The sequence below is a fragment of the Microbacterium thalassium genome (assembly GCF_014208045.1).
Lineage (GTDB): Bacteria > Actinomycetota > Actinomycetes > Actinomycetales > Microbacteriaceae > Microbacterium > Microbacterium thalassium.
Window position 1 is genome coordinate 3236761 of record NZ_JACHML010000001.1, and the last position, 24305, is coordinate 3261065.

Annotated in this window: 30 protein-coding genes; 10 read left to right on the forward strand and 20 right to left on the reverse strand. The window is 70.5% G+C overall.

Annotated elements, in window-relative coordinates; genetic code table 11:
- Positions 1 to 99: 99 nt before the first annotated feature.
- From HD594_RS15070 to HD594_RS15095, 6 genes are all read right to left on the reverse strand, one after another.
- On the reverse strand, positions 100 to 303 hold the full coding sequence (locus HD594_RS15070) for a hypothetical protein (RefSeq protein WP_184751719.1): 204 nt from the start codon (positions 301 to 303) through the stop codon (positions 100 to 102).
- Positions 304 to 509: 206 nt separating this feature from the next.
- The gene (locus HD594_RS15075; RefSeq protein WP_184751720.1) at positions 510 to 1064 is read right to left on the reverse strand and encodes an NYN domain-containing protein; all 555 of its coding nucleotides are present in this window, start codon (positions 1062 to 1064) and stop codon (positions 510 to 512) included.
- Between the two features lie 71 nt (positions 1065 to 1135).
- Positions 1136 to 1747 carry a GyrI-like domain-containing protein gene (locus tag HD594_RS15080; protein ID WP_184751721.1) on the reverse strand — a complete coding sequence of 204 codons (612 nt, stop codon included), beginning with the start codon at positions 1745 to 1747 and terminating at the stop codon, positions 1136 to 1138.
- 38 nt (positions 1748 to 1785) lie between these two features.
- The gene (locus HD594_RS15085) at positions 1786 to 3072 is read right to left on the reverse strand and encodes a M18 family aminopeptidase (protein WP_184751722.1); all 1287 of its coding nucleotides are present in this window, start codon (positions 3070 to 3072) and stop codon (positions 1786 to 1788) included.
- Between the two features lie 73 nt (positions 3073 to 3145).
- The gene (locus HD594_RS15090) at positions 3146 to 3562 is read right to left on the reverse strand and encodes a type II toxin-antitoxin system VapC family toxin (protein ID WP_184751723.1); all 417 of its coding nucleotides are present in this window, start codon (positions 3560 to 3562) and stop codon (positions 3146 to 3148) included.
- Entirely contained in the window at positions 3546 to 3776 is a 231-nt protein-coding gene (locus HD594_RS15095; protein ID WP_184751724.1) for a FitA-like ribbon-helix-helix domain-containing protein, read from the reverse strand. Before HD594_RS15095 ends, HD594_RS15090 begins: the two co-directional genes overlap by 17 nt.
- 129 nt (positions 3777 to 3905) lie before the next feature.
- Between HD594_RS15095 and HD594_RS15100 the strand changes: the two genes are divergently transcribed.
- Positions 3906 to 4331, forward strand: coding sequence for a gamma-glutamylcyclotransferase family protein (locus tag HD594_RS15100; RefSeq protein ID WP_184751725.1), 426 nt, complete (start codon positions 3906 to 3908; stop codon positions 4329 to 4331).
- A 54-nt stretch (positions 4332 to 4385) separates the two neighbouring features.
- Here HD594_RS15100 and HD594_RS15105 read toward each other — a convergent pair whose 3' ends face one another.
- Positions 4386 to 4757, reverse strand: a complete 372-nt coding sequence (locus tag HD594_RS15105; protein ID WP_184751726.1) for a winged helix-turn-helix transcriptional regulator — start codon at positions 4755 to 4757, stop codon at positions 4386 to 4388.
- 111 nt (positions 4758 to 4868) lie between these two features.
- On the opposite strand from HD594_RS15105, the gene HD594_RS15110 reads away from it, so the two are divergent.
- On the forward strand, positions 4869 to 5744 hold the full coding sequence (locus tag HD594_RS15110) for an SDR family oxidoreductase (protein WP_184751727.1): 876 nt from the start codon (positions 4869 to 4871) through the stop codon (positions 5742 to 5744).
- 276 nt (positions 5745 to 6020) lie between these two features.
- On the opposite strand, the gene HD594_RS15115 is transcribed toward HD594_RS15110, so the two are convergent.
- Positions 6021 to 7346, reverse strand: coding sequence for an HNH endonuclease signature motif containing protein (locus HD594_RS15115; RefSeq protein ID WP_184751728.1), 1326 nt, complete (start codon positions 7344 to 7346; stop codon positions 6021 to 6023).
- 140 nt (positions 7347 to 7486) lie between these two features.
- On the opposite strand from HD594_RS15115, the gene HD594_RS15120 reads away from it, so the two are divergent.
- From HD594_RS15120 to HD594_RS17755, 5 genes are all read left to right on the forward strand, one after another.
- On the forward strand, positions 7487 to 7783 hold the full coding sequence (locus tag HD594_RS15120) for a DUF503 domain-containing protein (RefSeq protein WP_184751729.1): 297 nt from the start codon (positions 7487 to 7489) through the stop codon (positions 7781 to 7783).
- A gap of 115 nt (positions 7784 to 7898) precedes the next feature.
- Positions 7899 to 8657, forward strand: a complete 759-nt coding sequence (locus HD594_RS15125; protein ID WP_184751730.1) for a uracil-DNA glycosylase — start codon at positions 7899 to 7901, stop codon at positions 8655 to 8657.
- Positions 8658 to 8799: 142 nt separating this feature from the next.
- A complete protein-coding gene (locus tag HD594_RS15130) occupies positions 8800 to 9483 on the forward strand; it encodes an FMN-dependent NADH-azoreductase (RefSeq protein ID WP_246414068.1) in 684 nt (227 codons plus the stop codon).
- Between the two features lie 214 nt (positions 9484 to 9697).
- Complete coding sequence (locus HD594_RS15135) at positions 9698 to 10939, forward strand: MalY/PatB family protein (protein ID WP_271171144.1); 1242 nt, start codon at positions 9698 to 9700, stop codon at positions 10937 to 10939.
- Between the two features lie 87 nt (positions 10940 to 11026).
- Entirely contained in the window at positions 11027 to 13969 is a 2943-nt protein-coding gene (locus tag HD594_RS17755; protein WP_184751732.1) for a helix-turn-helix transcriptional regulator, read from the forward strand.
- 22 nt (positions 13970 to 13991) lie between these two features.
- Here HD594_RS17755 and HD594_RS15145 read toward each other — a convergent pair whose 3' ends face one another.
- The 4 genes from HD594_RS15145 to HD594_RS15160 form a co-directional block, all read right to left on the reverse strand.
- Positions 13992 to 14366: a hypothetical protein gene (locus HD594_RS15145; RefSeq protein WP_184751733.1), complete on the reverse strand. Its 375-nt coding sequence runs from the start codon at positions 14364 to 14366 to the stop codon at positions 13992 to 13994.
- A 111-nt stretch (positions 14367 to 14477) separates the two neighbouring features.
- The gene (locus HD594_RS15150; protein WP_184751734.1) at positions 14478 to 14843 is read right to left on the reverse strand and encodes a type II toxin-antitoxin system VapC family toxin; all 366 of its coding nucleotides are present in this window, start codon (positions 14841 to 14843) and stop codon (positions 14478 to 14480) included.
- On the reverse strand, positions 14840 to 15085 hold the full coding sequence (locus HD594_RS15155) for a type II toxin-antitoxin system Phd/YefM family antitoxin (RefSeq protein ID WP_184751735.1): 246 nt from the start codon (positions 15083 to 15085) through the stop codon (positions 14840 to 14842). Before HD594_RS15155 ends, HD594_RS15150 begins: the two co-directional genes overlap by 4 nt.
- A 48-nt stretch (positions 15086 to 15133) precedes the next feature.
- Positions 15134 to 15319 carry a hypothetical protein gene (locus HD594_RS15160; RefSeq protein ID WP_184751736.1) on the reverse strand — a complete coding sequence of 62 codons (186 nt, stop codon included), beginning with the start codon at positions 15317 to 15319 and terminating at the stop codon, positions 15134 to 15136.
- A 166-nt stretch (positions 15320 to 15485) separates the two neighbouring features.
- On the opposite strand from HD594_RS15160, the gene HD594_RS15165 reads away from it, so the two are divergent.
- Positions 15486 to 16037: a hypothetical protein gene (locus HD594_RS15165; RefSeq protein ID WP_184751737.1), complete on the forward strand. Its 552-nt coding sequence runs from the start codon at positions 15486 to 15488 to the stop codon at positions 16035 to 16037.
- Between the two features lie 53 nt (positions 16038 to 16090).
- On the opposite strand, the gene HD594_RS15170 is transcribed toward HD594_RS15165, so the two are convergent.
- Positions 16091 to 16501 carry a type II toxin-antitoxin system VapC family toxin gene (locus HD594_RS15170; RefSeq protein ID WP_184751738.1) on the reverse strand — a complete coding sequence of 137 codons (411 nt, stop codon included), beginning with the start codon at positions 16499 to 16501 and terminating at the stop codon, positions 16091 to 16093.
- On the reverse strand, positions 16498 to 16743 hold the full coding sequence (locus HD594_RS15175; RefSeq protein WP_184751739.1) for a type II toxin-antitoxin system Phd/YefM family antitoxin: 246 nt from the start codon (positions 16741 to 16743) through the stop codon (positions 16498 to 16500). Before HD594_RS15175 ends, HD594_RS15170 begins: the two co-directional genes overlap by 4 nt.
- A gap of 286 nt (positions 16744 to 17029) precedes the next feature.
- On the opposite strand from HD594_RS15175, the gene HD594_RS17555 reads away from it, so the two are divergent.
- Positions 17030 to 17458, forward strand: coding sequence for a cupin domain-containing protein (locus tag HD594_RS17555; protein ID WP_184751740.1), 429 nt, complete (start codon positions 17030 to 17032; stop codon positions 17456 to 17458).
- 527 nt (positions 17459 to 17985) lie between these two features.
- On the opposite strand, the gene HD594_RS15185 is transcribed toward HD594_RS17555, so the two are convergent.
- The 6 genes from HD594_RS15185 to HD594_RS15210 form a co-directional block, all read right to left on the reverse strand.
- On the reverse strand, positions 17986 to 18252 hold the full coding sequence (locus HD594_RS15185) for a hypothetical protein (RefSeq protein ID WP_184751741.1): 267 nt from the start codon (positions 18250 to 18252) through the stop codon (positions 17986 to 17988).
- Between the two features lie 23 nt (positions 18253 to 18275).
- On the reverse strand, positions 18276 to 18512 hold the full coding sequence (locus HD594_RS15190; protein ID WP_184751742.1) for a hypothetical protein: 237 nt from the start codon (positions 18510 to 18512) through the stop codon (positions 18276 to 18278).
- Positions 18513 to 18670: 158 nt separating this feature from the next.
- A complete protein-coding gene (locus HD594_RS15195; protein ID WP_271171143.1) occupies positions 18671 to 19000 on the reverse strand; it encodes a HepT-like ribonuclease domain-containing protein in 330 nt (109 codons plus the stop codon).
- A gap of 23 nt (positions 19001 to 19023) precedes the next feature.
- Complete coding sequence (locus HD594_RS15200; protein WP_184751744.1) at positions 19024 to 19482, reverse strand: helix-turn-helix domain-containing protein; 459 nt, start codon at positions 19480 to 19482, stop codon at positions 19024 to 19026.
- Positions 19483 to 19615: 133 nt separating this feature from the next.
- Positions 19616 to 20353, reverse strand: coding sequence for an NYN domain-containing protein (locus HD594_RS15205; protein ID WP_184751745.1), 738 nt, complete (start codon positions 20351 to 20353; stop codon positions 19616 to 19618).
- Positions 20354 to 20461: 108 nt separating this feature from the next.
- Complete coding sequence (locus HD594_RS15210; protein ID WP_184751746.1) at positions 20462 to 20887, reverse strand: hypothetical protein; 426 nt, start codon at positions 20885 to 20887, stop codon at positions 20462 to 20464.
- Between the two features lie 335 nt (positions 20888 to 21222).
- Here HD594_RS15210 and HD594_RS17760 point away from each other — a divergent pair, with 335 nt between their 5' ends.
- A complete protein-coding gene (locus HD594_RS17760) occupies positions 21223 to 24225 on the forward strand; it encodes a helix-turn-helix transcriptional regulator (RefSeq protein WP_184751747.1) in 3003 nt (1000 codons plus the stop codon).
- Positions 24226 to 24305 lie beyond the last annotated feature (80 nt).

The following is a 24305-nucleotide window of genomic DNA, read 5'->3' on the forward strand; positions in this document are numbered from 1 at the left end:
CACACCGTCGTGGGTCGGGAAGCGTATCACCCTCGGGGCCGATGCGGGAAGTCCGGGTTCGCGACGCATCCGCGGCCGCCGGGGGACGTGACCGCGGCGCTACCCCGTGACGACGTACCGGCCGCAGGGCTGGCAGAAGCCCGCCACGCGCAGCAGCACGCGGCACGTCGGGCACTCGGCCGTGCGGTAGGCGGATCCGGAGTCGTGGGTCGGATGCCCCGACACGGCGGGCAGCAGGTCGGCGACCATGCGGCGCACCGCGAACCCGATCTCGTTCGTGCTGTCGGATTCGGCTCGGGCCATCGGTACCGTCCTGCGGGTGTCGAGCGGCTGAGGCATCCGATCACCGCTCTGCTGGGGGCTGCTGGGGTGTCGGCACCGGGCCTGACGGTGGGGGGAACCGCTGCGGCCCGGGCCGACGGTCCAGCGTCGCATATCCGGCCCGCCGATTCCGCGGGGAAATACGACATGACGTGTTGCCGCCACGGCGCCGGGCCGGCGCGACGGGGTCAGCGCAGGAACTCGTCCGGGTCGAAGTCGTCGATGGGGATGACGCGCACCCGCGGGAGCGGGGCGTCGAAGGCATCCGCGTCGTATTCGAGGTCGAAGAACTCGATGCCGGGGATGCCGGCGAACTCGGTGCTGCGGAACTCGTGGAACGCGAGCACGCCGACGCGTCGCTCGCCGTCGGCGAGCCCGGCGAGCTCGTCGGCGAAGTCGCGGTCGTGGCTGACGAGCAGGACGTCGTCGGCGTGGTGGGCGAGGGCCGCGAGCGTGCGCTGGATCGCGATGTCGACGACCTTCTCGTCGGCGTCGCCTGACAGCGGGACGGGCTGGTAGCCGAGGGCGAGGAGGGCCTGCACGAACGACATCGGCAGGTGGGAGCTGGCGTTGAGGAAGAACAGGCCCTTGGCGGGCTGGTCCCAGCGGTCGGCGATGAAGCTCAGCAGCCGGTCCCAGCGGGGACGCTCCTCGGGCTGCGGGCGGCGTCCGAGGATCGATCCGCCGAGGGTCGCGTCGATGTTCTCGCCGTCGACCAGCACCCAGCTGCTGCGCTCCGCCACGTCCCGCTCCCTGTGTCTCCGGCCAGCTTCGGCCGGTCCGTTCCCGACGCTAGCAGGCGGCGCGGCCCCGGTCAGGTGTGCTCGACCGGCTGCCGCAGCACGGTGCGGAGCTTCGCCGGCTCGGTGCGGCGGAAGTCGCTGAAGTAGATCTCGTGGTGCCTGCCGGTCATGCGCAGTCCCTGCGCCGGGATGAACTCGTCGTGCATGCGTGCGAGGACGGGGCCCTCGTCGTCGAACGAGCCCAGGTGCAGGGTCTGCACGCACGTGCCTTCGCGGAGCTCCTCGAGCCGCACGGCATCGATCGACGGCGCGCCCTTCTCGGCGGCCGTCGCGATCGCGCGGTCGACGAGCTCTGCGGGGACCCAGTCGGGGACCAGGTTCAGGCACGTCCAGCTCCACTGCGACTTGTCGCGGTTGACGGTGAAGCTGTCCATGTCGTCGGCCCACCACTGCGCTTCGAGGGGCGGCACGACGTAGTCGCGGTCGAGCTCCTTCTTGCTGAGGAACTTGAGCGGGTACGCCACGCTGTAGATCGTGGTGATGGCGTCGGCGTACTCGGGTCCGGCGGGGGCTCCGTGCCCGTCGATCATGAGATAGCGCAGCGGCGGCACCTCGACGATCTCGAAGCGGCCGCGCGGGGCCGTGTACGCCGCAATGTCCTTCTTGAGGTCGACCTTCGTCATCGCACGCCCCCGCATCCCCGACTCACCGACGAATCACGTCACTGACGAAAGTACGCCTCCGCGACGCGCCGGAGGTCCCACAGGTCGCTGACGCCGGCGAGTTCGCGCGCCGAGTGCATCGACAGCATCGGGATGCCGACGTCGACGGTGCGGATGCCGATGCGTGTCGCCGTGATGGGCCCGATCGTCGAGCCGCACGGCACGGAGTTGTTCGAGACGAACTCCTGGCTGTTCACGCCGGCGGCCTCGCACCACCGGTTCCAGGCGGCGGCGCCCTGGGCATCCGTCGCATAGCGCTGGTTGGCGTTGATCTTGAGGATCGGGCCCGATCCCAGCAGCGGCTGGACGACCGGGTCGTGCTTGTCGGCGTAGTTGGGGTGGATCGAGTGGCCGACGTCGCTCGAGACGCACCAGGATGCCGCGAGCGCGCGCAGCTGGTGTTCGCGGTCGGCGCCGAGAGAGATCCAGAGGCGCTCGAGGACGTCCGAGAGGAACGGGCCGGCCGCGCCGGAGCGCGTGCCCGAGCCGATCTCCTCGTGGTCGAAGACGGCGAGCATCGCGATGTGGTCGGCGTCGAACCCGTCGGCGGCGGCCTCGAGGGCGACGACCCCGGCGTGCACCGAGGCGAGGTCGTCGAGGCGTCCCGAGGCGAAGAAGACGTCGTCGAGGCCGAACACGGCCCCGCGCGCCGCATCCGCCGTCACGATGTCGTAGCCGCGGATGCGTGCGGCGTCGACGCCGGCCGCGCTCGCGAGTTCGGCGAGGATATCGGCGGATGCGGACTCGCCGAGGCCCCACACGGGCTGCGTCTGCGACTGCTTGTCGAGGCTGAAGCTCTTGTTGGCGTCGCGGTCGAGGTGGATCGCGAGCTGCGGCAGGCGCAGCAGGGGTCCGGTCGCGGCGAGCGCCGTCGTTCCGTCGTCGAGGACGAGGCGGCCGGCGAGGCGGAGTTCGCGGTCGAGCCAGGAGTTGAGGAGGGGCCCGCCGTAGACCTCGACGCCCGCCTGCAGCCAGCCGAGCTTGCCGGTGGTGGGCTTCGGCTTGAGCTTGAACGCGGGCGAATCGCTGTGCGCGCCGAAGATGCGCACCCCGGTGGATGCGGTCGCGCTCGCGGGGGTCACCCACGCGATCACCGCGCCGTCGCGCACGACGAGGTGCTTGCCGCCCGCGGCTGCGGGCCAGGACGCGGTCTCGTCGAGGCGCGTGAAGCCCGCGTCCTCGAGGCGTCGGGCGACCTCGGCGGCGGCGTGGAAGCTGGACGGGGACGCCTCGACGAACGCCGCCAGGTCGGTGGCGTGGGCGAGGGTCTCGGGGGAAGCGGGCACGGACGAGCCTCCTGATGGTGCGTGGGCGGTGATTCGATCGTAGGCGGCGTGCGTCGCGCTTCGTGCGCGGCGGTCAGTCGAGCACCTCGACGGGGCACGTGACGTGGGGCACGGTCGCGATGCGCGCATCGGCGGTGACGAGCGCGGCGCCGAGGTGCTCGGCGAGGGCGACGTAGCCCGCATCGTAGGTCGTGAGGTTGTCGCGCAGCTCCCAAGCTCGGTCGGACAGGATCTCCCAGGGCCAGAGGTCCACTGGCAGTTCACGGGCGACGCGCCGCGCCGCGCCGCCCTGGGCCGGGCTGAGGACTCCGCCGAGGACGAGCCCGCGCAGCGCGCTGTCGACCTCGACCGGAAGGTGCTGAGGCGCATGCAGGCTCGTCTCCCGCAGCCTGGCCGCGAGCGCGTCCACCGTCGCGTTCGGCGCTGCGACGAGGGCGACGACGACGGATGCATCGACGACGACGAGCTCGGGCCTATCGGCGTCCGGCACGGACGGCCTCCAGGATCTCGGCGGTCGTGATGTCGGGGTACGAGCGCGCGTTGAGCCGCGCGCGCGTGATCGCCTCGGCCGCGCTCGGGGTCGAGGCGATGCGACGCAGTTCCACGCTGAGGTACTCCTGCAGCGATCGGCCGGACATCGCCGCCCGCGCGGCGAGCTCGTCACGGACATCGTCGGGCACATTCCGCACGGTGATGGTGGTCATGCATGCACTATATTGCTCTTGACTGCATTATGCATGCATTTCATCCAGGCATGGACGCATGCGACGGATGAGCGCGCACCCACCCGACGTCGCCGTCGACATCGGCGCGCCGCGCGCTAGCGTGAGGGGGTGCCAGACCCTCTCGACACCGTGCCGCTGTTCGTCTACGGGAGCCTGCGCCCCGGCGGGGAGCTGTGGGCGTCGATCGAACCGCATGTGATCGAGGCGCGGCCGGCGATCGTTCCGGGACGGCTCGTGTGGCACGAGGGCATGCAGTGGCCGCTGCTGCTGGCCGAGGCGCCCTACGCCGAGACGGTGCGCGGCGAGCTGCTTCAGCTGCGCTCCGGTGACGCCGTCAACCGCATCATCGTGGACGAGGAGATCCGCTACGGCTACGACGTGCGGTGGACGACCGTCCGCGTCGATCGCGACGGCGAACCGGCCGACATGCCCGCCCTCGTGTTCGTATGGGCGCGGGACGACGAGATCGGCCCCGACATCATCAGCGGAGACTTCGCCGAGGTCTGGGGATCGGGGACGACGCCGGCGACGTGAACGCGGGGCGCGCGGAACCGTCGGCGCGAGACCGGCCGGCCGGGCGGGCGAGCATCAGCCTTCCGTCGCGCCCACCATCTCGGTCGCGTTCTCGGCGATCCACTGCATGAGCGGGAGCATGTGCTGCATGAGTTCGCGCCCACGTTCGGTGAGGGCGTACTCGACCCGCGGTGGCACCTCGGGGTAGGACGTCCGGTCCACCAGCCCGTCGCGTTCCAGGGTGCGCAGGGTCGAGGCGAGCATCTTCTCGCTGATGCCCTCGACGGTTCGCCGCAGTTCGCCCCAGCGGGCCGTGCCATCGCTCAGGGCGAGGAGCACGAGCACGCCCCACTTCGACATCACGTGGTCGAGAACCACGCGTGAGGGGCACGCGGGAGTGAACACTCCCTCGTTCGTGTCCCGGATCTGCGCAAAACTCACCACCATGTGGGTACCTTACCAAAAAGTGGGTACCTGACGAGAGGAATGCGGTTTGCGCGGCGGTCGTTCGTGCTCGATACGCGGTCACGCGATCGCTCCGCTACGAAGGGAACCTCCATGACCATCCTCGTCACCGGCGCGTCCGGTCACCTCGGCCGCCACGTCGTCGACTCGCTCCTGTCGCGCGGGGTCGCAGCATCCGACATCGTCGCCGGTGTGCGCACACCCTCGAAGGCGGCTCCCCTCGCCGACCTGGGCGTGCAGCTGGCCACCCTCGACTACCTCGACGCCGAGTCCGTCGCGAACGCGCTCGACGGCGTCGATACGGTGCTGCTCATCTCAGGCTCGGACGTCGGTCAGCGATTCGCCGGCCACAGGAACGTCATCGACGCCGCCGAGAAGGCCGGCGTGACGAAGTTCGTGTACACCAGCGCGCCCAAGGCGACGACGTTCGACTACGCGCTCGGCGCCGAGCACCGTGCGACCGAAGAGGCCCTGGCCGCCAGCACGCTGCCGGTCATCGTGCTGCGCAACAACTGGTACACCGAGAACTACACGCAGGACGTGCTGGGCGCCGCCGAGTCGGGCGTCATCGCCGCCGCCGTGGGCGATGCGAAGGTCGCGAGCGCCAGCCGCAAGGACTACGCGGATGCCGCGGCCGTCGTCCTCACCGAGGACGGACACATCGGCCGGACCTACGAGCTCGCCGGTGACACGAGCTGGACCTACGCCGAACTGGCCGCGACGGCCTCGGCGATCGTCGGTCGCGAGGTGACGTACACGGCGCTGACGCCGGAGCAGCGCCAGCAGGCCCTCGAGGGCTTCGGTCTGCCCGCCGAGATCGCCGGCTTCGTCACGGGGATCGACACCGCCATCGCCGGCGGAGTGCTCGAAGACACCGATGGCACCCTGTCGGCACTCATCGGGCGCCCCACCACGCCCCTCGCCGAGGGCCTGAGCGCGGACGTCGAGGCCGCGCGCGTCAGCGACTGAGCCCCGACGACGCTCACCCGGCCGCCACGGGTCGGGTGAGCGTCGTCGCTCGCCCGCGAGCACCCCTCCTCCGCATCGCACATCACCGAGGCGCGCCGCGAGACGAACGACTGACATCCAGCGCGCCCGCCCGGCCGATCCGGTCGCGGGCGGTCCGTCGAATCAGCGGGTGGTCCGGTCGAATCAGCGGGTGGTCCAGTCGAATCAGCGGGTGGTCAGTCGAATCAGACCGCGTTCGGCTCTGGGCCACGCCCCAGAACGGCTCTGGGCCACGCCTCAGAACGGAGCGTCGCTCGCATCCGCTGGTCTGAACACCGGCACTCGCCGCTCGGGCTGGACGACGTACTGCCTTCCGGACGGGGACGTCCATTCGATGGCGCCCCCACTCGCGGCGACTTGTCGTATTCGCCACCCACCGTGGTGCTTGATCGTGTGGTGCCCCTTGCAGAGAGGTGCGAGATTCGCCAGCGACGTCTCGCCGCCGTCGACCCACGCGAGCGTGTGATCGACTTCGCACCGCGACGCGGGCATGCCGCATCCGGGCCCCATGCACCGATCCGCTCGCCACGCGACCAGGTCTCGGAGCATCTTGGGCGGTTCGTACCTGTCGCGTCCCACCGACAGGACCATGCCGGTCTCGGGGTGTGTGAGCACCCGGACCCAGTCCTTCGATCCGCCGCACAACTCGCGTGCCCTCGCATGTGGGATCGGGCCGACGCCCTCGACGACCGCGCCGTCGGCGCCGGCCGGGTGCTCGTCCTCGAGCAGCGACAGCGCGGGCACCGTGACGAAGACGGTCGCGCGGATGCCGCGCGCGGTCGCCGGAAGGTGGCTCGTGTCACCGTCGACGAGCAGGTCGCCGAGGATGTCGGCGCGAACCTGATCGAGCGACCGCGTCTCGTCGGGATCCTTGCGGATCGCCTTGGCCATGGACGTGATCCGGCCGTGGATCGCGCGCGCTTCGACCGCCGGCACGTAGGCATGCAGCCACGCCATGCCGTCGCCGACGTTCTCGACCACGACGCGCCGCGCTTCGACCGCCTGTTCGTGGCGCTCCGCGAGCGTCTGGTCGCGCTCGGTCTCGATCAGCCTGCGCAGCGCCCGGCGGAACGCGGTGACCGTCGACGACTGCACCAGGTCGAGCGCGCGATCGACGATCCGCTCGCGCACGTCGTCCTCGAGCGGATCCATCATCGACACGAACGCCTCGGCGTGCGATTCGGTGATGCGGGCGTCGCCGAGCGCTTCGAGGACGGCCGGGTACCGGTGCACCAGGGCCTCGGCCATCTCCATCATGGCCTGCACCCGGCTCTCGCTCAGCCGCAGCGCGGCCGCGAGCTCGAGGCGCACCGACCGCTCCACGACCTCGGCGATCGCTCCGCCATAGCGGTGACCGTCGGCGAGAGCGCCGATCCGCAGCGCGTTGATGCGCTGGTACCGCTCGGCGATGAACACCGACTCGAGGTTGTTGGTTTCGATCACCTTGTCGAGGTCGTCGGGAATCGGAGCGTCGTAGTCGGGCAGGTCGTCGTCGTAGGCATCCTCGGGCTCCCACCACGGGTCGGAACCGCCGGCCCCGTCGAACTCCTGCGCCTCGTCCATACCTGCGAGATGAGAACATACCTCCGACATCGGGCCGGGAGCAGGAGCACGGGCGTGGACGCGCTCGCCGCGACCCCAGCCCGCACCCTCGCTCGCGGCATCGGCTGCGCACGCCGCCTCCCCGTGCCAGACTCGCACCGATGTGGATCGGCTGGATCGAGTTCGACGTGCTGCTCGGCGACGTGCACTCGCTGAAGGAGAAGCGCAGCATCCTGCGCCCGCTCATCGCCGACCTGAGCCGTCGCACCGAGGCGGCCGCCGCCGAGGTCGGCTCCCACGACCTGCACCGGCGCGCGCAGGTGGGCCTGTCGGTGGTGGGATCGGATGCCGCTCACGTGCGCGACGTCCTCGACCGCGCCGAGCGGATGCTGGCCGACGAGCACCCCGAGGTCACTCTGCTGTCGGCGCGGCGAGCGCTCCACTCCAGCGACGACTGACCAGCGACGACTGAGCCGGCCGACACGCCACCCCCCGCCCCGAACGAGTCCGAGAGCGTCCGGTCCCCGCGCGGCGCGCACGGCCCGCGCCGACCTGCGCTATAGCTTCAGGCGCATGTTGACGGAGCACCCGAGATCCCTCAGCGACCCCGAGACCCTCGAGCAACGGCGCGCGGCGGTCGATCAGTCCAGGCACCTGTCCCCCTTGGTGAGGTTCCGCGCCGACCTCGCCGCCGAGCGCAGCACGACGGTTCCGCAGTTCGACCCGACCGATGCCGGCACGCGGGCGCGCGTGCTCGTGCTGCTCGAGAGCCCGGGGACGACGACGGATGCCGCGCGAGCACGCCGCGACTCCGGATTCGTCTCGGCCGACAACGACGACGTCGTCGCGGAGAACCTGTGGCGTGCGCGCACCGAGGCCCACCTCGTCGACGGGACGCTCTGCTGGAACGCGGTTCCGTGGCACCTCGATCCCGGATGCCGCAAGCCCACGGCGGAGGACCTCGACGACGGCGCCGAGTCGCTCCGCGCGCTCGTGAAGCTGCTGCCCGACCTCCACACCGTCGTCACGCTGGGGCGTGCGGCCCAGCGGGCGTGGCGCGAGCACGCCCGCGTCGGCATGGGCCGCGGCATCCGCACGATCGAGACGTGGCATCCGTCCCCGCTCGCACTCGGCGCCCCCGGCCGCCGCGAGCAGCTCGTGCGCGCACTCGCCCGCGCGCGCTCCGACTGGCGCGCCCAGCAGGGCCCGGACGACCTGCGGATCGACGCCGACGCCGACGGGCAGCGCGTCGCCGTCTGGTACACGGACTTCTCGGGCGACCGCATCGACGTGAATCCGACGTGGTGGGACGTGCTGCTCAAGGCGAGCTGAACCCCGCCCACCGTCCGAACAGGTCCGGATCTGTTGCCCTGACGCGGCACAGCGCGGTTTCATGACCACAGCAGGTCATTGATGTACCCAGTCCAACTTGTGGTGCTCGTTTCCCGGTTGGATGCAACTCCCCCGAAGAAGCATGAGCACCACGAGAGGCACCACCATGAAACTGCTCCACATCTGCGCCAGCCCCCGGCTCGAGGGATCGAACACCCTCAAGGTCTCGAGCGCCGTCATCGACGGCCTCGCCGAACGGGTCCCCGATCTCGAGGTCGAGACGATCGACCTGTTCCAGGGCGACCTGCCCGCCATGGCGGGCGACAACATCGAGGCGAAGTACACGCTGATGATGAACCAGCCGATCGATCGCGCCCACACGGAGTCGTGGAAGCAGATCGAGCACGAGATCGAGCGGTTCCGGTCCGCCGACGCGTACGTCGTCACGGCGCCGATCTGGAACTTCGGCATCCCGTACACGCTGAAGTACTACATCGACTGCATCGTGCAGCCCGGGTACATGTTCCGCTACAACGAGCAGGGCTACCCGGTGCCGCTCGTGCACGGCAAGAAGATGGTCGTCTCGCTGTCGTCCGGCGGCGACTACTCCGACGCGAGCCCGATGCACGCGCTCAACTTCAACGAGCCGTACCTGCGCGCGATCTTCGGCTTCATCGGCATCACCGACGTCACGTTCGTCAACGCGTTCGCGATGGACGTCGGTCCCGATATCCGCTCGGCATCGCTCGACGGCGCGCTCGCGGACGCCCGACGCGTGGCCGAGGACGACGGCTGGCTCGAGCTCGCGGCGACGACCGCGGCGTGACCGAGGAGCGGATGCCGCACCACGCGCGTCCGGGGGCGCCTCGGTCGCTTGTGGGGATCGCCACCACCGCGGGCTGAGCGGCGGGCGGGCGCGACGTTACCGACTCGGTACGAATTCGGGAATGCGGAAACCCCCCGATCGCATTACCTTTAGTCGGGTGTGCCCGCACCCGATCGAGCGTGCGGTGCGCCTGCGCCCGATGAGAGGAACACCCGTGCACCACCCCTTCGATGCCATCACCGCGGACGAGCTGCGCGAGGTCGGCAGCGTCAAGTGGACGCGCTTCCCGAACACCATCGGCGCGTTCGTCGCCGAGATGGACTTCGGCGTGGCGCCGGCGATCCGCGACGCCGTCACGGCGTCGCTCGACAGCGGGCTCACCGGCTACCTGCCGGCGCAGGTCATCGCCGACATGGCCGCCGCGACCGCCGGTTGGTACACCGACAACTACGGCTGGGACGTGCCGGCGGATGCTGTGCGCAACGTGCCCGACGTGGTCACGGCGTACCAGGTCGCGATCGAGTCGTTCACCGAGCCCGGGTCGGCGATCATCGTGCCGACGCCCGCGTACATGCCGTTCCTGACGGTCCCGAAGATGATGGGCCGCGAGGTGATCGAGGTGCCGAGCATCGAGGTCGACGGCCGCATGACGATGGACCTCGACGCGATCGGCGACGCGTTCGACGACGGCGCCGGGATGCTGGTTCTGTGCAACCCGCACAACCCGCTCGGCACCGTGTTCACGGTCGACGAGCTGCTCGCCGTGGCCGAGGTCGTCGACGAGCACGACGGCCGCGTGTTCTCGGACGAGATCCACGCGCCGCTCGTCTACGCGCCCGCGCAGCACGTGCCGTATGCGTCGCTGTCGGACGCGACGGCGGCCCACACGCTCACCGCGACGTCGGCGTCGAAGGCCTGGAACCTCGCCGGCTACAAGTGCGCGCAGGTCATCCTCTCCAACGAGGCGGATGCCGAGACCTGGAAGACCATCGAGATGCGCGCCCAGCACGGCACCGCGACCGTCGGCGCGATCGCCGCGGCTGCCGCCTACACCGGCGGGCGCGCGTGGCTCGACGAGGTCGTCGAGTATCTCGACGGCAACCGTAAGGCGCTGGCCGAGCTCGTCGCCGAGCACCTGCCGAAGGCACGCATGATCATGCCCGAGGGCACGTACATCACGCTCATCGACTTCCGTGAGTACGGACTCGAGGGCGACCTCGGCGAGTGGTTCCGCGAGAAGGCCGGCGTCTCGATGACCGACGGCGCCGCGTGCGGCGAGGCCGCCTGCGGCCACACGCGCTTCGTGTTCGCCATGCCGCGTCCGCTCATCCGCGACGCGATCGTGCGGATCGCCGCGGCGCTCGCGGAGCACGCGCCCGCCGACGAGGCGGATGCGGATGCCGACGAGGCGGACGAGTTCGAGGCCGAGGCCGAAGAGGCCGAGGTCGCCGCGTAGCGCTCCCCCGCGGCGCCCGAACGCGCCACGGATCCGCCGGCGGCGAAAACCCCGTCGCCCGGTGTCGCCGCCTGCCACCATGGGGGCATGACCGTTCTCGCGTCGTCACCACGCATGGTCGGGCGAGCGACCGAGCTCGCCACGCTGCTCGACGCGTTCGACGCCGGTCGGCGCGGCGTGCCGCGGTCGGCGCTCATCCGCGGCGAGGCCGGCATCGGCAAGACCCGGCTCGTCGAGGCCTTCCTGGCCGAGGCGGCACGACGGCGCGACGACGACCTGCCGCAGATCGTCGCGATCGGGCAGTGCGTCGACCTCGGCCCCATCGGAGCGCCGTTCGGCCCCATCCGCCGCGTGCTGCGCGACCTGCACGCGGCCGTCGGGTCGGAGGCTCTGCGCGACGCAGCGGGATCGCCGGCCGCCGTGGCGACGCTCGGCGCGTTCATTCCCGGCCTCGTCGACGAGTCCTCCCCGCCGGACGAGGCAGCGAGCGGGTTCGGCGAGACGATCGAGATCCTGCTCGAACGCCTCACCGAGACGCATCACGTCGTCATCGTGATCGAGGACCTGCAGTGGGCGGATGCCGCGACGCTGGCGCTCATCAACACTCTCGTCAGCGCACTCCGCGGGCGGCACCTCACCATGGTGCTCACCTATCGGACGGATGACATCGACCGCGCGCATCCGCTGCGTCCGGTGATCGCCGAGCTCGATCGCACCCGCGCCGTCGTCCACCTCGAGCTCGCGCCGCTGACGCCGGCCGAGGTCTCCGAGCAGGTCGCGCAGCTGTCCGGAGACCCCATCGTCCTCAGCGACGCTGAGTCGCTCACCGAGCGCACGGGGGGCGTGCCGTTCTTCGTCGAGGAACTGGTGGATCTCGGTGACGCCGAGCTTCCCGACACCCTTCGCGAACTCCTGCTTGCGCGCTATTCGCACCTGGACGACACCGCCCGGCAGGTCCTGCGCGCGATGGCGGCGGGCGGCGTCCGCACCGATCACGATGCGCTCGCCGCCGCGGCAGGAGTCGACGCCGACGAGCTGGATGCCGCTCTGCGCGCGGCGATCGATGCGCGGGCGATCGTCGCCGACGGCGCGGGGTACGCATTCCGACATGCACTGACCCAGGAGGCCGTACACGACGAGATGCTCCCCCGGGAGCGGGCGCTCCTCCACCGCCGCTACGCCGAGCACCTCGAGAACCACAACGCGGGATCGCCCGAGGGCGTATCGGCGGTCGCCGAGCACTGGCTCGCGGCGCGCGACCTGCCGCGCGCGTTCGACGCCACCGTGCGGGCCCTCGCGCAGTCCCGTGCGACGTTCGCACCGGCCACCTCGGTCAAGCTCACCGAGCGACTGACCGACCTGTGGCCGAACGTGCCCGATGCGGCGGATCGCAGCGGCATGACGCTCGCGCAGCTTCACCTCGATGCGGCATCGGGATGGCAGGACCTGCACGACACGTCACACGCGCTGCGCGCCACCGAGGCGGGCCTGACCGTCGCAGATGATGAGCCGCTCGTACGCGCGGCCTTGCTGAGGCAGAAGTTCGTCCACCAGTCCAACGCACAGGGTCGCGCCGATCCCGAGCTGCTTCACGAGGCGCGCAGACTGCTCGACGGAATCGACACGGCCCCCGCGCGGGTGCTGCACTCGAGGATCCTCACCAACCTGGCCCTGGAGCCGGACGAAGAGGGGCCGGCTGCAGCCGCCCACCTCGACCGCGCGATCACGCTCGCCGAGGAGGCCGGCGACGACGCCGCGCTCGCCGTCGCCCTCGTCATCGAGTCCTGGCGCATCATCGACACCACCAGGGACGATGCCGGCGCACTCGCACCCCTCGAGCGCGCCTGGTCGCTGCAGCTCAACCCCGCCGTGCGCGCCTATGTCGGCCGTGCCTACCTGGAGGGGCTCTCGCGCGTCGGGCGCTTCGCCGACGCCGCACAGGTCGCCGACGGGATGGCTGACGAAGCCGAGCGGGTCGGCCTGGGACGCTTCAACGCCGGCGTCGCGGCCGGCTCTGCTGCGCACGCGCTCTTCTCGCTGGGGCGGTCCGCCGAGGCGCTCCGCCATGCACAGCGCGCGAGGCGACTGCTGCCGGGCGACGCCCACGCCGAGATGGTGCGCATGATCGGCACCCACTATTCGTGGAACGACCAGCCCGGCGAACGTGACGCGCTCGTACGCGAGGAAGAGGCGGGCCGCGATGCGCGGGCCGACGATCACGTGCCACGGGAGGACTGGTGGGACGGCGAATCGGTCGATGCCATCCTCGAGGCCGCTGTCGGCGGCTCACCGAAGATGGCGGGTGACCAGTGGCCGGGCAGAGTCGGCGCCCTCGAGCAGGTCGTGGTCAAGCGGTCGCTCTCGGCGCAGCGCTACGGAGCCGTCGCCGGGGCGCTCATGATCCGCGCTGTCGCGGCGCGGCCGGCCGGTGCCGAGCCCGCGCTCGACACCGGCACCCTGCGAGAGCGGATCGCCTCCCGCGTGGCACAGTGGCCCGACACGGGCGTCGGTGCGACGATCACGGCATTCATCGCAGCGACGCTGGCCGACGCCGACGGCGCTGCTCTGCCAGAGCGCATCGTGAACTGGCGGACGGTGCTGGATGCGATTGAGCATGGCGTCATGCCGGTCCGCCATCGACAGCTGGCCCGACTGAGCCTGGCCGCGGCTCAGGTCGAGGCCGGTGACCGGGACGCGGCGGCCACCGTGCTCGACACCATCGCCGCAGAGGCACCCGGCCAGGGGCTGGCGAGCATCGCCCGCTGGGCGGATGACCTGGCGAAGCGAGCGGGGCTCGCGCGCCCCACGGCATCCGCTCCGACCGCCGCCCTCGCGGCCTTGACGTCGCGGGAGCGGCAGGTGCTCGAACTGCTCGCCGAGGGACTCACCAACACGCAGATCGGCGAGCGTCTGTTCATCAGCCCCAAGACCGTGTCGGTGCACGTGTCGGCGATCCTCGCCAAGACGGGTGCCGCGAACCGAGCGGGAGCCGCGGCGCTGTTCGCCGCAGACGTCGCGGAATCGGGCTGAGGCGGGCTGGACCCGCCCGCTCTCAGCTGCGGAAGAAGTCCGTCGCCGCCTTCGTCCACAGCAGGATCAGGCCGATCAGGGCCAGCAGCGCGTTCACCCAGAACGACCACACGCTCGTGCCCGACGCGGTGAACGCGCCGACGACGGCGTTGATGAGGTTGAGGGCGAACACGATCGTCGCGACGATGCGCGCGGCGCGGTTGCCCGACCACAGCCCGGCGCCGACGATGATCGTGATGAGTCCGAGGATGCCCAGGATCCACCCGGTGATCGCGAGCACCTGGCCCTCTTCGCCCGTGATGAGCAGCAGGATGCCGGTGACGACCTGCAGCAGACCCGAGATCCACGCGAGGATCGAGACGAGGGTGACGCCACCGGGGCGGGGGGACGTGGCCATGGGTGCTCCTATCGGGTGCTATTGATGCTCACGCTAGCGGCTGGCGGTGACTGTGCGTGAGGATGACGCGGTGTGCCGCGTTCGCGAGTCGATCGGTTGTCGCTGCCGTCCTCACTCGACGAAGTAGGCGCGTACGCGCGAATCCACCGTGAGGAGGAGCAGCCCCTCGACAAGCGCCTGCGCGACCAGCATCCGGTCGAATGGGTCGCGGTGGTGCCATGGGAGCCCCCGAAGAACTTCGGCGTGCGCCGCGATGAAGTCAAGCTCGCCGAACCCCGAGGTGCGCAGCGCGTCGACCAAGCCGGCGGGCGCATCGAGCTTGCCGAGCGACGCCTTGATCGCGATCTCGGCGACAGAGACCGAGGACACGAGGACCTCATTGCTGCCGTCCTCGATCAGCGCGCGGTGACGAGGAGACAGCTCTGGCGCGTCAGCGAGCCACCAGAGGACGAGGTGCGTGTCGAGAAGAATTCTCACGCGCCGTACCAGTCCTCTTCATCGGACGCGGTGAACGAGTCGAAGTCGTCCGCGATGCGAATCTTCCCCGCCCACACACCAGGCGTACGGTCGGGACGTTCGGGTACGAATGGCACGAGCTGGGCCACCGGACGACCGTTCCGATTGATGGTCACGCACTCGCCACTTTCCGCCCGTGCCACGAGCTGCGACAGCCGCGTTTTGGCGTCGTAGATGTTGTAGCTCTCAGGGGCGGGTTCCATGACACCATTGTGCCTCCGTGGTCTGGTCAGATCTAGTCAATTTCATCGCTACACCCGCCCCGCACCGCGCACTCGGGCGCCGAGATGCGCCTCGGCGACATCGTCGGCCCATTCGTCATGCCACCCGCGATCGACGCACGCCGCGCGGACGGCGTCGGCGAGGTCTGATTCCGCGATCGGAAGGTCGAAGAGCTCGGCGACGGGGTGGGCTGGGTCGGTGTGTTTCGTGCGCACGGCGACAACGAGAATTCGCATCTCATCTCCGAGGTCGTGGGCACGTGAACGGATTGCTCGCAGACTATGAGAGCCCTCCGACATCGCACAGCGCACCGGCGCGGCACCACCCTTGAATCTCGCGCGTGTGCGCGGCATGGTGGGGCGCAACGAGAGGAGCGCTCGCATGCTCAGACTCCGCAACCTCGCAATCGTCCTGCTCGCCGCTTCGACCCTCGCGCTGGGGGCGTGTTCGTCGACCGGTTCATCCAGCCCCACGGATGACACCTCGTCTTCGTCGTCCGATTCGAGCACCGACGACTCGAGCGCCGACAGCGACACAGATGACTCCGGAGCCTCGTCAGGCGGCGCCGGCTCGGCGACCTTCACGGTCGACGGACAGACCTGGGAGTACCCGAGCTACCTGTGCGTGACCGGCTACGAGAACACTCAGAGCGACGTGTACTCGTTCAGCTCCACGTCGTTCACGACCGTCGACGGCGACAAGATCCAGGCGCTGGTCGACGTGCGCGATGACAGTGGCCAGGACCGCCTGTCGGGCGATGGGGTCGTGTACGAGATCACCGTCTACGACACCGAGAACGCCACCGTCGACATCTTGGCGACCGGCACCGAGGGCGTGACGATCACCGACACGACGGTGACCGTCGACGGCACGTTCAGCGACCTCGACGGCGTCAGCCACAGCATCCAGGTGGACGCGACCTGCGGCTCCTGATCGACGCGCGGCGACCGGGTCCGCAGCATCCTGGGGCGGACGAGACGTTCGTGTCAGGCGTCCGGCACCGCTACAGCCCGCAACGACAACCCGCCGATCCCCTCGAAATCCGCGGGATTGCAGGTGTAGAGCGGCACACCCTCGGCGAGCGCCGTCGCGGCGATGAGTGCGTCGAATGCCCGCGTGCGCGTCTTCCTACCCGACCTGCGGAGGTCTGCCGCGACGCGCCCGAAGGCCCGAGCGGATGCCGCGCCGAACGGCAGCGGATCGAAGTCGGCCTCCGCCTGCTGCAGATGAAGTTGGCGTGCCGCGCGCTCGGCCGGATCGTCCGTGACGAGCGGTCCGACGGAGAGTTCCGCGATCGTCACCACGCTCACGAGCGGCTCGTCGGGCAGGACTGCGGGGTCGAGCCGCCCCAGCAGCACGACCACATTCGTGTCGATGAGCCCGCGCTGGTCCGTCACAGCGACGTGTCCACGGCGGCTTCGACGTCCGCACGCAGTACGTCCGGATCGATGGCGGGCAGGTTCCGACGGCGCGCCACGAGCTCTGCCGCCGAGAGCCCCTTCTTCGCCAGGGGCCGCAGTTCGGCCACGGGCGCTCCGTCGCGTGTGACGACCACAGCCGATCCCCGCGCGACGTCATCCAAGACGGCGCCGCCGTGGTTGCGCAGATCGCGCACCGTCACCGTCCGTCGTCGGTCCATGGACCGATGGTATCACCGGTGATACAGCCGGGCTCGGAGCACGGTCGTCGGTCGCGCCGCGCCCGTCGCGTCCCGGCTGATTCCACACGGGACAGGCCGTGCATCGTTCACTCATGCAGCGAGCATGACGCCGCCCGAGTCGGCTGCTCCTCGGCATCCGCCATCCGGTGGGAACTCGCCGCGCACTCGGGTCTGGGGAGGATCGGGCGTGGGTCGCGGAGGCTTCGACGGACGCACCAGGTTCGACGGACACGCCGCGCCCCCGCCACGCCGTAGTCTGTCCCGCGTGAGCGACTACGACCTTCTCGAACTCGGCGCCCCTGACCAGTGGTACGACTACTTCGGCGGCTTCACCCCCGACCGCTCGCGCGATGGCCGGCGCGTGGTCGACCACGACATCGACACGCAGTACATCGGCATGACCGCGAACGCCTACGAGCCTGGCGAAGAGGCCGGATACTGGCACACGCACGCGCAGATCGAGGAGCTGTACGTGTTCATCGCCGGCACCGGGCAGATGGGGCTCGACGACGAGGTCGTGGACGTCCGGGCGGGCTCGGTCGTGCGCGTCGGCCAGGGCGTCTGGCGCACCTGGCGGGCGATGCCGGACAGTCCTGGGCAGCTTCGCTGGCTCTGCATCCGTGCGGGCGGCGGGCAGATCGCGCACATGCCGGATGACGCCGAGAGGGATGTGGAGCGGCCGGCGCCCTGGTGAGCGGCGCGAGTGCTGCGCAGCACCATGGGCAATGGTGACCGGGGCGGTCGTCGCGACATCCGTCTCAGGCTCGTCGACTCGACATCGGGCGACGCAACGCGCAGGGACGGCCGGACCGCGCCTCTGCTGCGCATGTTGCACCCGCGCACGCGCGGGCGTCCCGGCAGCGGCGGCGCGGATGCATCCCCAGTGGCATCCGATCCGGCCGCTGCAGGGCACAGCACGGCCGCGCGCACCGAGGGGGGCGATGCAGACGCGAACGAGGTGGGCGCAGCCCAGCCGAACGGGAGTCGGCGCGCGGACGATGCCACGCGCGCTCCCTCATGGCCGCTCGCCATCGGGGGCGACGAACGACGCTTCCCATCGTATCCGCTATGGTCTGACCACAGAAGGCGTGGCGGTGAGCTGACAGGAGACGCACAGCTGGGCCGAGGGCGAGCGGGCGGCGATCACAGCGCCCGCTCGACGGAAGCCGTCCGCGTCAACGCGCAGCCGACTCCGCCCACGGACGGACCACGCGTCGAGGCTCAGTCGGACGCCGTCGCCGCCGCACGCGCGAGGCGCGAATAGCGTTGGCGGGCGGCTTCGCCGGTGGTGCCGACGAACGCGCCGGTGGTCCCCCACGACAGGCCCGCCGCACGCGCCGCGATCACCGCTGCCGTCAGCCTCGCCTCAGCAGCGGAACGCGCAGTGACGGCATCCATCAACTCGCGTACGGCGACGGGGTCCACCTCGTCTTCGGGGCGCGGTTCGTACTGTTCGAATCGACGCGCAAGGTCGTCGGCGTTCGCCATGATCTCCTCGACACTCCGCGGGGTCACGGCCGCCTCCTCTCGGTGAACTTATCGCGCGCCGGCATCGCGTGGATCACGATCGACCTGCCCTGCCGCGTCACCACACCGACCTCGAGCAAGGTCCCGTCATGCGATGGTCCGATGTGCATCATGAAGCCCTCATCCAGGTCGAAGGTTCGGATGTGGTTGCGCACGGCGTGCAGCGCGTCTGCTCTGGCGACCCCATGCCGCAGGGCCGTGTCTGCGATCGCCAGCCCCATCGTCGCAAGTTAACTTGTCTGTGTCAACGGTCGATGCATGTGGACGAACATGGACCGGCTCACCTCGCCGGCAACCGAGGACCCCAGTTCATGTGCACAACTCCGCCGCACCCACGCATGTGGAGGAGCACCCGCGACCCGGAGTCGATCGAGCGGCCTCACTCCTCCGGCATGGGCGATGCGGACTCAAGCTGCGCGACGATGCGCGGGAACTCGACCGCGATCGCCCGCCAGAGGATCTGGATGTCGGTCCCGGCGTAGTCATGCGCGATGAAATTGCGAACGGCACGGATGCCGCTCCAGTTGATGTCCGGATGCTGTTGGCGAAACGACTCCGGAAGACGGTCGGCTGCCGTCGACAGGTCGATCAGCACGGACTTCGCGATGCGACGCTGGTCGTCGTCATCCGGGTCGAAGAACGGCTCGGGGCCACGGCCGACCACGCGCGCAGCGGTGACCGCGAATCGCGCGATGTCGTCGAGGACCACGGCGACGCGATCAGCCTCGTCCATCACAGGGCGATTGCCTCCGCGCGGCCGAGGTCGGCGACGCGACCGTCACTGGCATCGGACACCACGTCGACCGAGACGCCCAGGATTGCCTCCACATCGACCATGAACGCGGCGAGATCGAACAGTGAGGCGTCGATTCCCGGATGCACCAGCAGATCGAGGTCGGACCCCGCGGTCGCCTCGCCGCGCGCCACGGACCCGAAGACTCGAACATCGGCGAGGCGATGCCGCGCCGCCGCCTCGAGGATCTGCGACCGGAACGATCGCACGCGTTCGAGCGTCAGGGTCGAGAGACCTGCGTCGAGCTTGGCGAGCGTCTGCACCGACGGGGCGCGGCGCCCCGACTCGTACGCGGCGATGTTCGGCTGCGCGACACCCGACGCACGCGCGAGATCACGCTGCGACATGCCGGCGACCCGCCGGCGCTCACGCAGAGATCCTGCGACGCTCTCGGCCATGGGCCGATGATATCGCGTCGATATCACCGACGGGCGGCGCCAATACTCAGGACATGCAGCCGGCCGCCCAGTGCTCCCGGATCCCACGCGTCGTGCACATTGTCGTGCGTCTTGGCCCGGTGTCCGCGGGGCCCTATGCCTTCCTCTTGTCCCTCACCCGCACGCCGCCACCGCCTTGGTTCGTCTCGATGGTGAAGAGTCCGATCTCGCGGACAAGGTCCGACAGCTTCGCGTAGCCCCAGTTGCGCGAGTCGAAATCGGGCTGCTGCTTGCGCATGAGCGAGCCGACGACGGCGAGGTTGGCCCAGCCGTCATCGCTCGACGCGCCACTGACGTTGGTGCGCAAGAGGGTCACGAGCGTGGTGTCACCGCGCATCTTCGGTCCCGGCATCCGCTTCGGCGCGGCGTCGGTCGGTGCGACGTCTTGCCGCGCTGACTCGAGCAGATCGAGATACGTGAACTGGTCGCAGGCATTGCGGAACGCCTCGGCGGTCGTCCGCGCCCCGAAGCCGTAGACCGTGACGCCCTCCTCGCGAATGCGCGACGCGAGCCGCGTGAAGTCGCTGTCGGATGACACGATGCAGAAGCCGCTGAACCGGCCGGTGTGCAGCAGATCCATTGCGTCGATGATGAGAGCGATGTCCGACGCATTCTTGCCCGAGACATTCTCGAGCTGCTGAACCGGCTGGATCACGTGATCGCGAGCAGCACCGAGCCAGCCGTGCAACCGCTCTTTGGACCAGTCACCGTACACGCGCTTCACCGACGCGGTGCCGTACTTGGCAATCTCATCGAGCACTGCGCCGATCCGCGTCTGGGACACGTTGTCGGCATCGATGAGGACCGCGAGGAGGTCATTGGGCTGGGCCATGAGGAAAGCATGGCAGGCAGATGCCGCCCACCCGGGCGGCTGTGGATGACCCGAGCAGTCCGCTCCGGCGGAACAGCATCCGTGCCGGAGCGGACTCGCCGAGCCGCGCTACTCCACCCCGCGCTCCCCGCTCTCGAGCGCAGGGCGGGAGCTGGCGTTCGCGATGCCGGCGAGGTCGTCGTCGTCGCCGACGCGACGCACCGATTCGCCGTAGGCCCGGGTCAGTTCCCGTGCGACGAGGTCGGTCAGATAGGCCCAGGGGTCCGAGCTCGCGAGCAGCCAGGTGCGGCGGCTGCGTTCTTCCCACCCGGTGTCCTCCAGTACTTCGAAGGCCACGAGGGCGACGCCGTCCGGATCGACGGATGCTCCGACATCGGCGAGCACCCGGCGCTGCACGCCCGGAACGAGACGGATGCGGGCCTGCCGCAGGAACTCGTCGCGCTCGGCGTCTTCGATGGGCGGCGCGAACACCCCGCCGCGCAGGAGGGTGAGGAACTCGCGGAAGCGCTGGTCGCTCCACAGGGAATCGTGCATGTCGTGTCGTCTCTCGCTTCAGCCGTGCGCGAGCGCGCACGGACAGTGAACAGAACAAGGACGGCCGACGGCGTCGACCGCAACACTCAGCAGGTCGCCGAGCGTTGCTCCCTTGGATCGCCGGCGCGAAGAGACATGCGCGCGAGCTCGTTCATGAGTGACACGATCGCGAGACTACGGCACCCCTCGGACACGCGGCAATTGGCGGCGCGCAAGTGCGAGGATGTGCGATCGGAACGATCGCACGCGATCGCGCGTCAGGGTCGAGAGAGCTGCGTCGAGCTCGGCGGCGATGAAAGGCGACCTGATGCGCCCCACCCTGGCACCATAGGGGCATGTCGGCACCGGCGGCACCGCGGATGGTAGGGCGCGAGCCCGAGCTCGGCACGCTCCTCGCCGCCTACGCGGACGGGCAGCGCGGCCACACGCGGGCGGTGCTGCTGCGGGGCGAAGCGGGCATCGGCAAGACGCGTCTGGTGCAGACGTTCCTCGACCGCATCGCGACGTCCGATGCCGGCGGTCCGCCCGTGGTCACCGCGATCGGGCAGTGCGTGGACGCCGGAACCATCGGCGCACCGTTCGGCCCCGTCCGCCGCGTGCTGCGCGACCTCGCCTCGGCGGTCGGCATCGCGGCGCTGCGCGAGGCCGCCGGGTCGCCGGCTGCCGCGGCGACGCTTTCCGCGGCCGTCCCCGCGCTGCGACCGGACACCGGCGACGCCGCCGCGGCCGAGGTCGGCTTCGCCGACGCGCTCGAGGTGGCGCTCGAGAGCCTGTCGGCCACCCGACATGTCGTGATCGTGATCGAAGATCTGCAGTGGGCCGACGCGTCGACGCTCACGCTGCTGAAGAGCCTCGCCGGCACACTGCGCGGGCACCACCTCACGATCGTCGCCACCTACCGCTCCGACGACGTCGACCGGTTCCACCCGCTCCGCCCGGTGCTCGCAGAGCTCGACCGCACCCGCGAGATGACGCACGTCGATCTGCTGCCGCTGACCCCTGAGCAGATCCACGATCAGATCGCGCTCCTCGCCCAGGGAGGCGCCCTGAGCGACGCTCTGCGCGCCGTCGTCGTCGAGCGCAGCGGCGGCATCCCCTTCCTCGTCGAAGAGCTGCTCGATCTCGGCGACGCCCCGCTCCCCGCCACGCTGCGCGAGCTCGTGCTCGCCCGCTACCTGAGGCTCAGCGGCGACACGCAGCTCGTAGTCCGCACGATGGCCGCGGGCGGCATGCGCGTCGATGACGAGGCGCTCACCGCCGTCGCCGCGACCGGGGCTCTCGATCACGCGTTGCGCGAGGCGATCGACGCGCACATCGTGCAGACCGACGACGACGGCTACGCCTTCCGCCATGCCCTCACCCGCGAGGCCGTGAACGACGAGCTGCTGCCCAGCGAACGCGTTCGCGTGCACCGCCGCTACGCCGAGATCCTCACGGGGCGCGCCGACGACCCCGATGCGATCGCGGCCGCCTCCGAGCACTGGCTGGTCGCGCGCGACATCCCCCGCGCGTTCGATGCATCGATAACCGCTCTCGAGCTGTCGCGCGCCACGATCGCTCCGGCGACGACCGCGCGCATCCTCGAGCGCCTCACCGAGCTGTGGGCAGAGGTTCCGGATGCCGCGACTCGGACGGGCGGGTCGCTCGCCGCCCTGCACCGCGACGCGGCGCGCGCCTGGGTCGTCGTCGGAGAGGACTCACGCGCGCTGCGCGCCGCCGAGGAAGGACTCGCCGAGGTAGCCGACGAGCCGATCGTGCACGCCGCGCTGCTGCAGCAGAAATGTGTGCTCCAGTCGAATATCACCGGGCGGGCAGAGGACAGCGCGCTCCACGAGGCGGCCACGCTGCTCGAGGGGATCGAAGAACCGGCGGCGAAGGCGCTGCGCACGCGGATCCTCACCAACCTGGCGCTCGGCGGGGTGCAGAGCGCTCCGCCCACGCGCGACCCGGCGGCGATCGCCGATGGTCTGCGGCGGTCGATCGCGCTGGCCGAAGAGCTCGATGACGCCACCGAGCTCGTCGTCGCGCTCGTCTCCGAGGGGGCCCGCCTCGCCCATGTCGACGAAGACGAGGCGGCTGCTCTCGAACCGCTCGAGCGAGCGGATGCGCTCGCCCCCGATGCGGGCGTGCACACGTGGGTCGGCGCGTGGCACACCGAGGTGGTCACGCACCTGGGCCGATACGACGCCGCGTCCGAGGTGGGCAGGCGCTACCTGAACGAGGCGACGGCCGCCGGGCTCGAGGGCGGCAACGGGGCGATCGTCGCCGGGCTCGTCGCCTTCGCCGAGTTCTGCGCCGGCCGGCCCGGCGAGGGGCTGCCGCTGGCCCGGCGCGCGACGCGTCTGATGGCTCCCGGAAGCCGCCCGCTCACGCTGAAGCTGCTCGGCACCTTCTACACCTGGAACGACGAGCCGCAGCTGCGCGACGAGCTGCTCGCGTCCGAGAAGCCGTCGCTCGATGCGTGGTATCAAGGGCGGGGCGAGGGTGGCACCCTGTTCCTCACCTGGAGCGATGCGTCGACGGATGCCGTCCTCGCCGCAGCGGCGGGGCTCGGCGACGCCTTCGCCGACCCCGACCGAGCGGCGCGTGTCGCGAAGGCCCGCCACGAGATGACCGGAGCGTGGCCGGTCGTGACGCGACGTTACGGCGCGGTCGCGCTCTCCTTGCTCGCGCGGGCGATCGACGCGGGCACGTTCCGCGTGGACGGTACGGGCCCGGCCGCCGCCGAGCAGGTCGATACCGCCGCGCTATGGGCTGAGATCGACGCCATCGTCGACGCGTGGCCCCCTCGCGGCGTCTTCCCGGCCGCCACCGCGTTCATCCGCGCGGTGCATGCCGATGCCCAGGGCGCCCCCGCCGCCGATCGCGTGGCCCGGTGGCGCGAGACCGAGGCGATGATCGCCGACGGGGTCATGGCCGTGCGGCAGCGCCACCTCGCACGCCTGAGCCTGGCCGCGGCGCTGCTGCAGGCGGGCGACAGGCGCGAGGCCGGAGAGATCCTCGCCCGCATCGTCGCGGAGGCCCCCGAGCACGGCGTCGCGCGCATCGGCCGATGGGCGGGCGAGCTCGCGCGCCGCGCGGGGCTCGACGCCGACACGGCGGACGACGGGGCAGGCGTGACGGGCACCGGCGTCGCGGCATTGACCGCGCGCGAGCAGCAGGTGCTGTCGCTGATCGCCGACGGGCTCACGAATACCCAGATCGGCGGGGAGCTGTTCATCAGCCCGAAGACGGTGTCGGTGCACGTCTCCGCGATCCTCGCGAAGACCGGCGCCGCCAATCGCACCGAGGCGGCCACGCTGTATCGAGCGGTGACGCCGTCCGGGGATCCGGGGTAGCGAGCGGATGCCGCGGCACGGCGCTCGGCCGCGGGCATCTCAGATCAGTCGGCCCGCGCGAGCAAGTACTCCGTGACCGC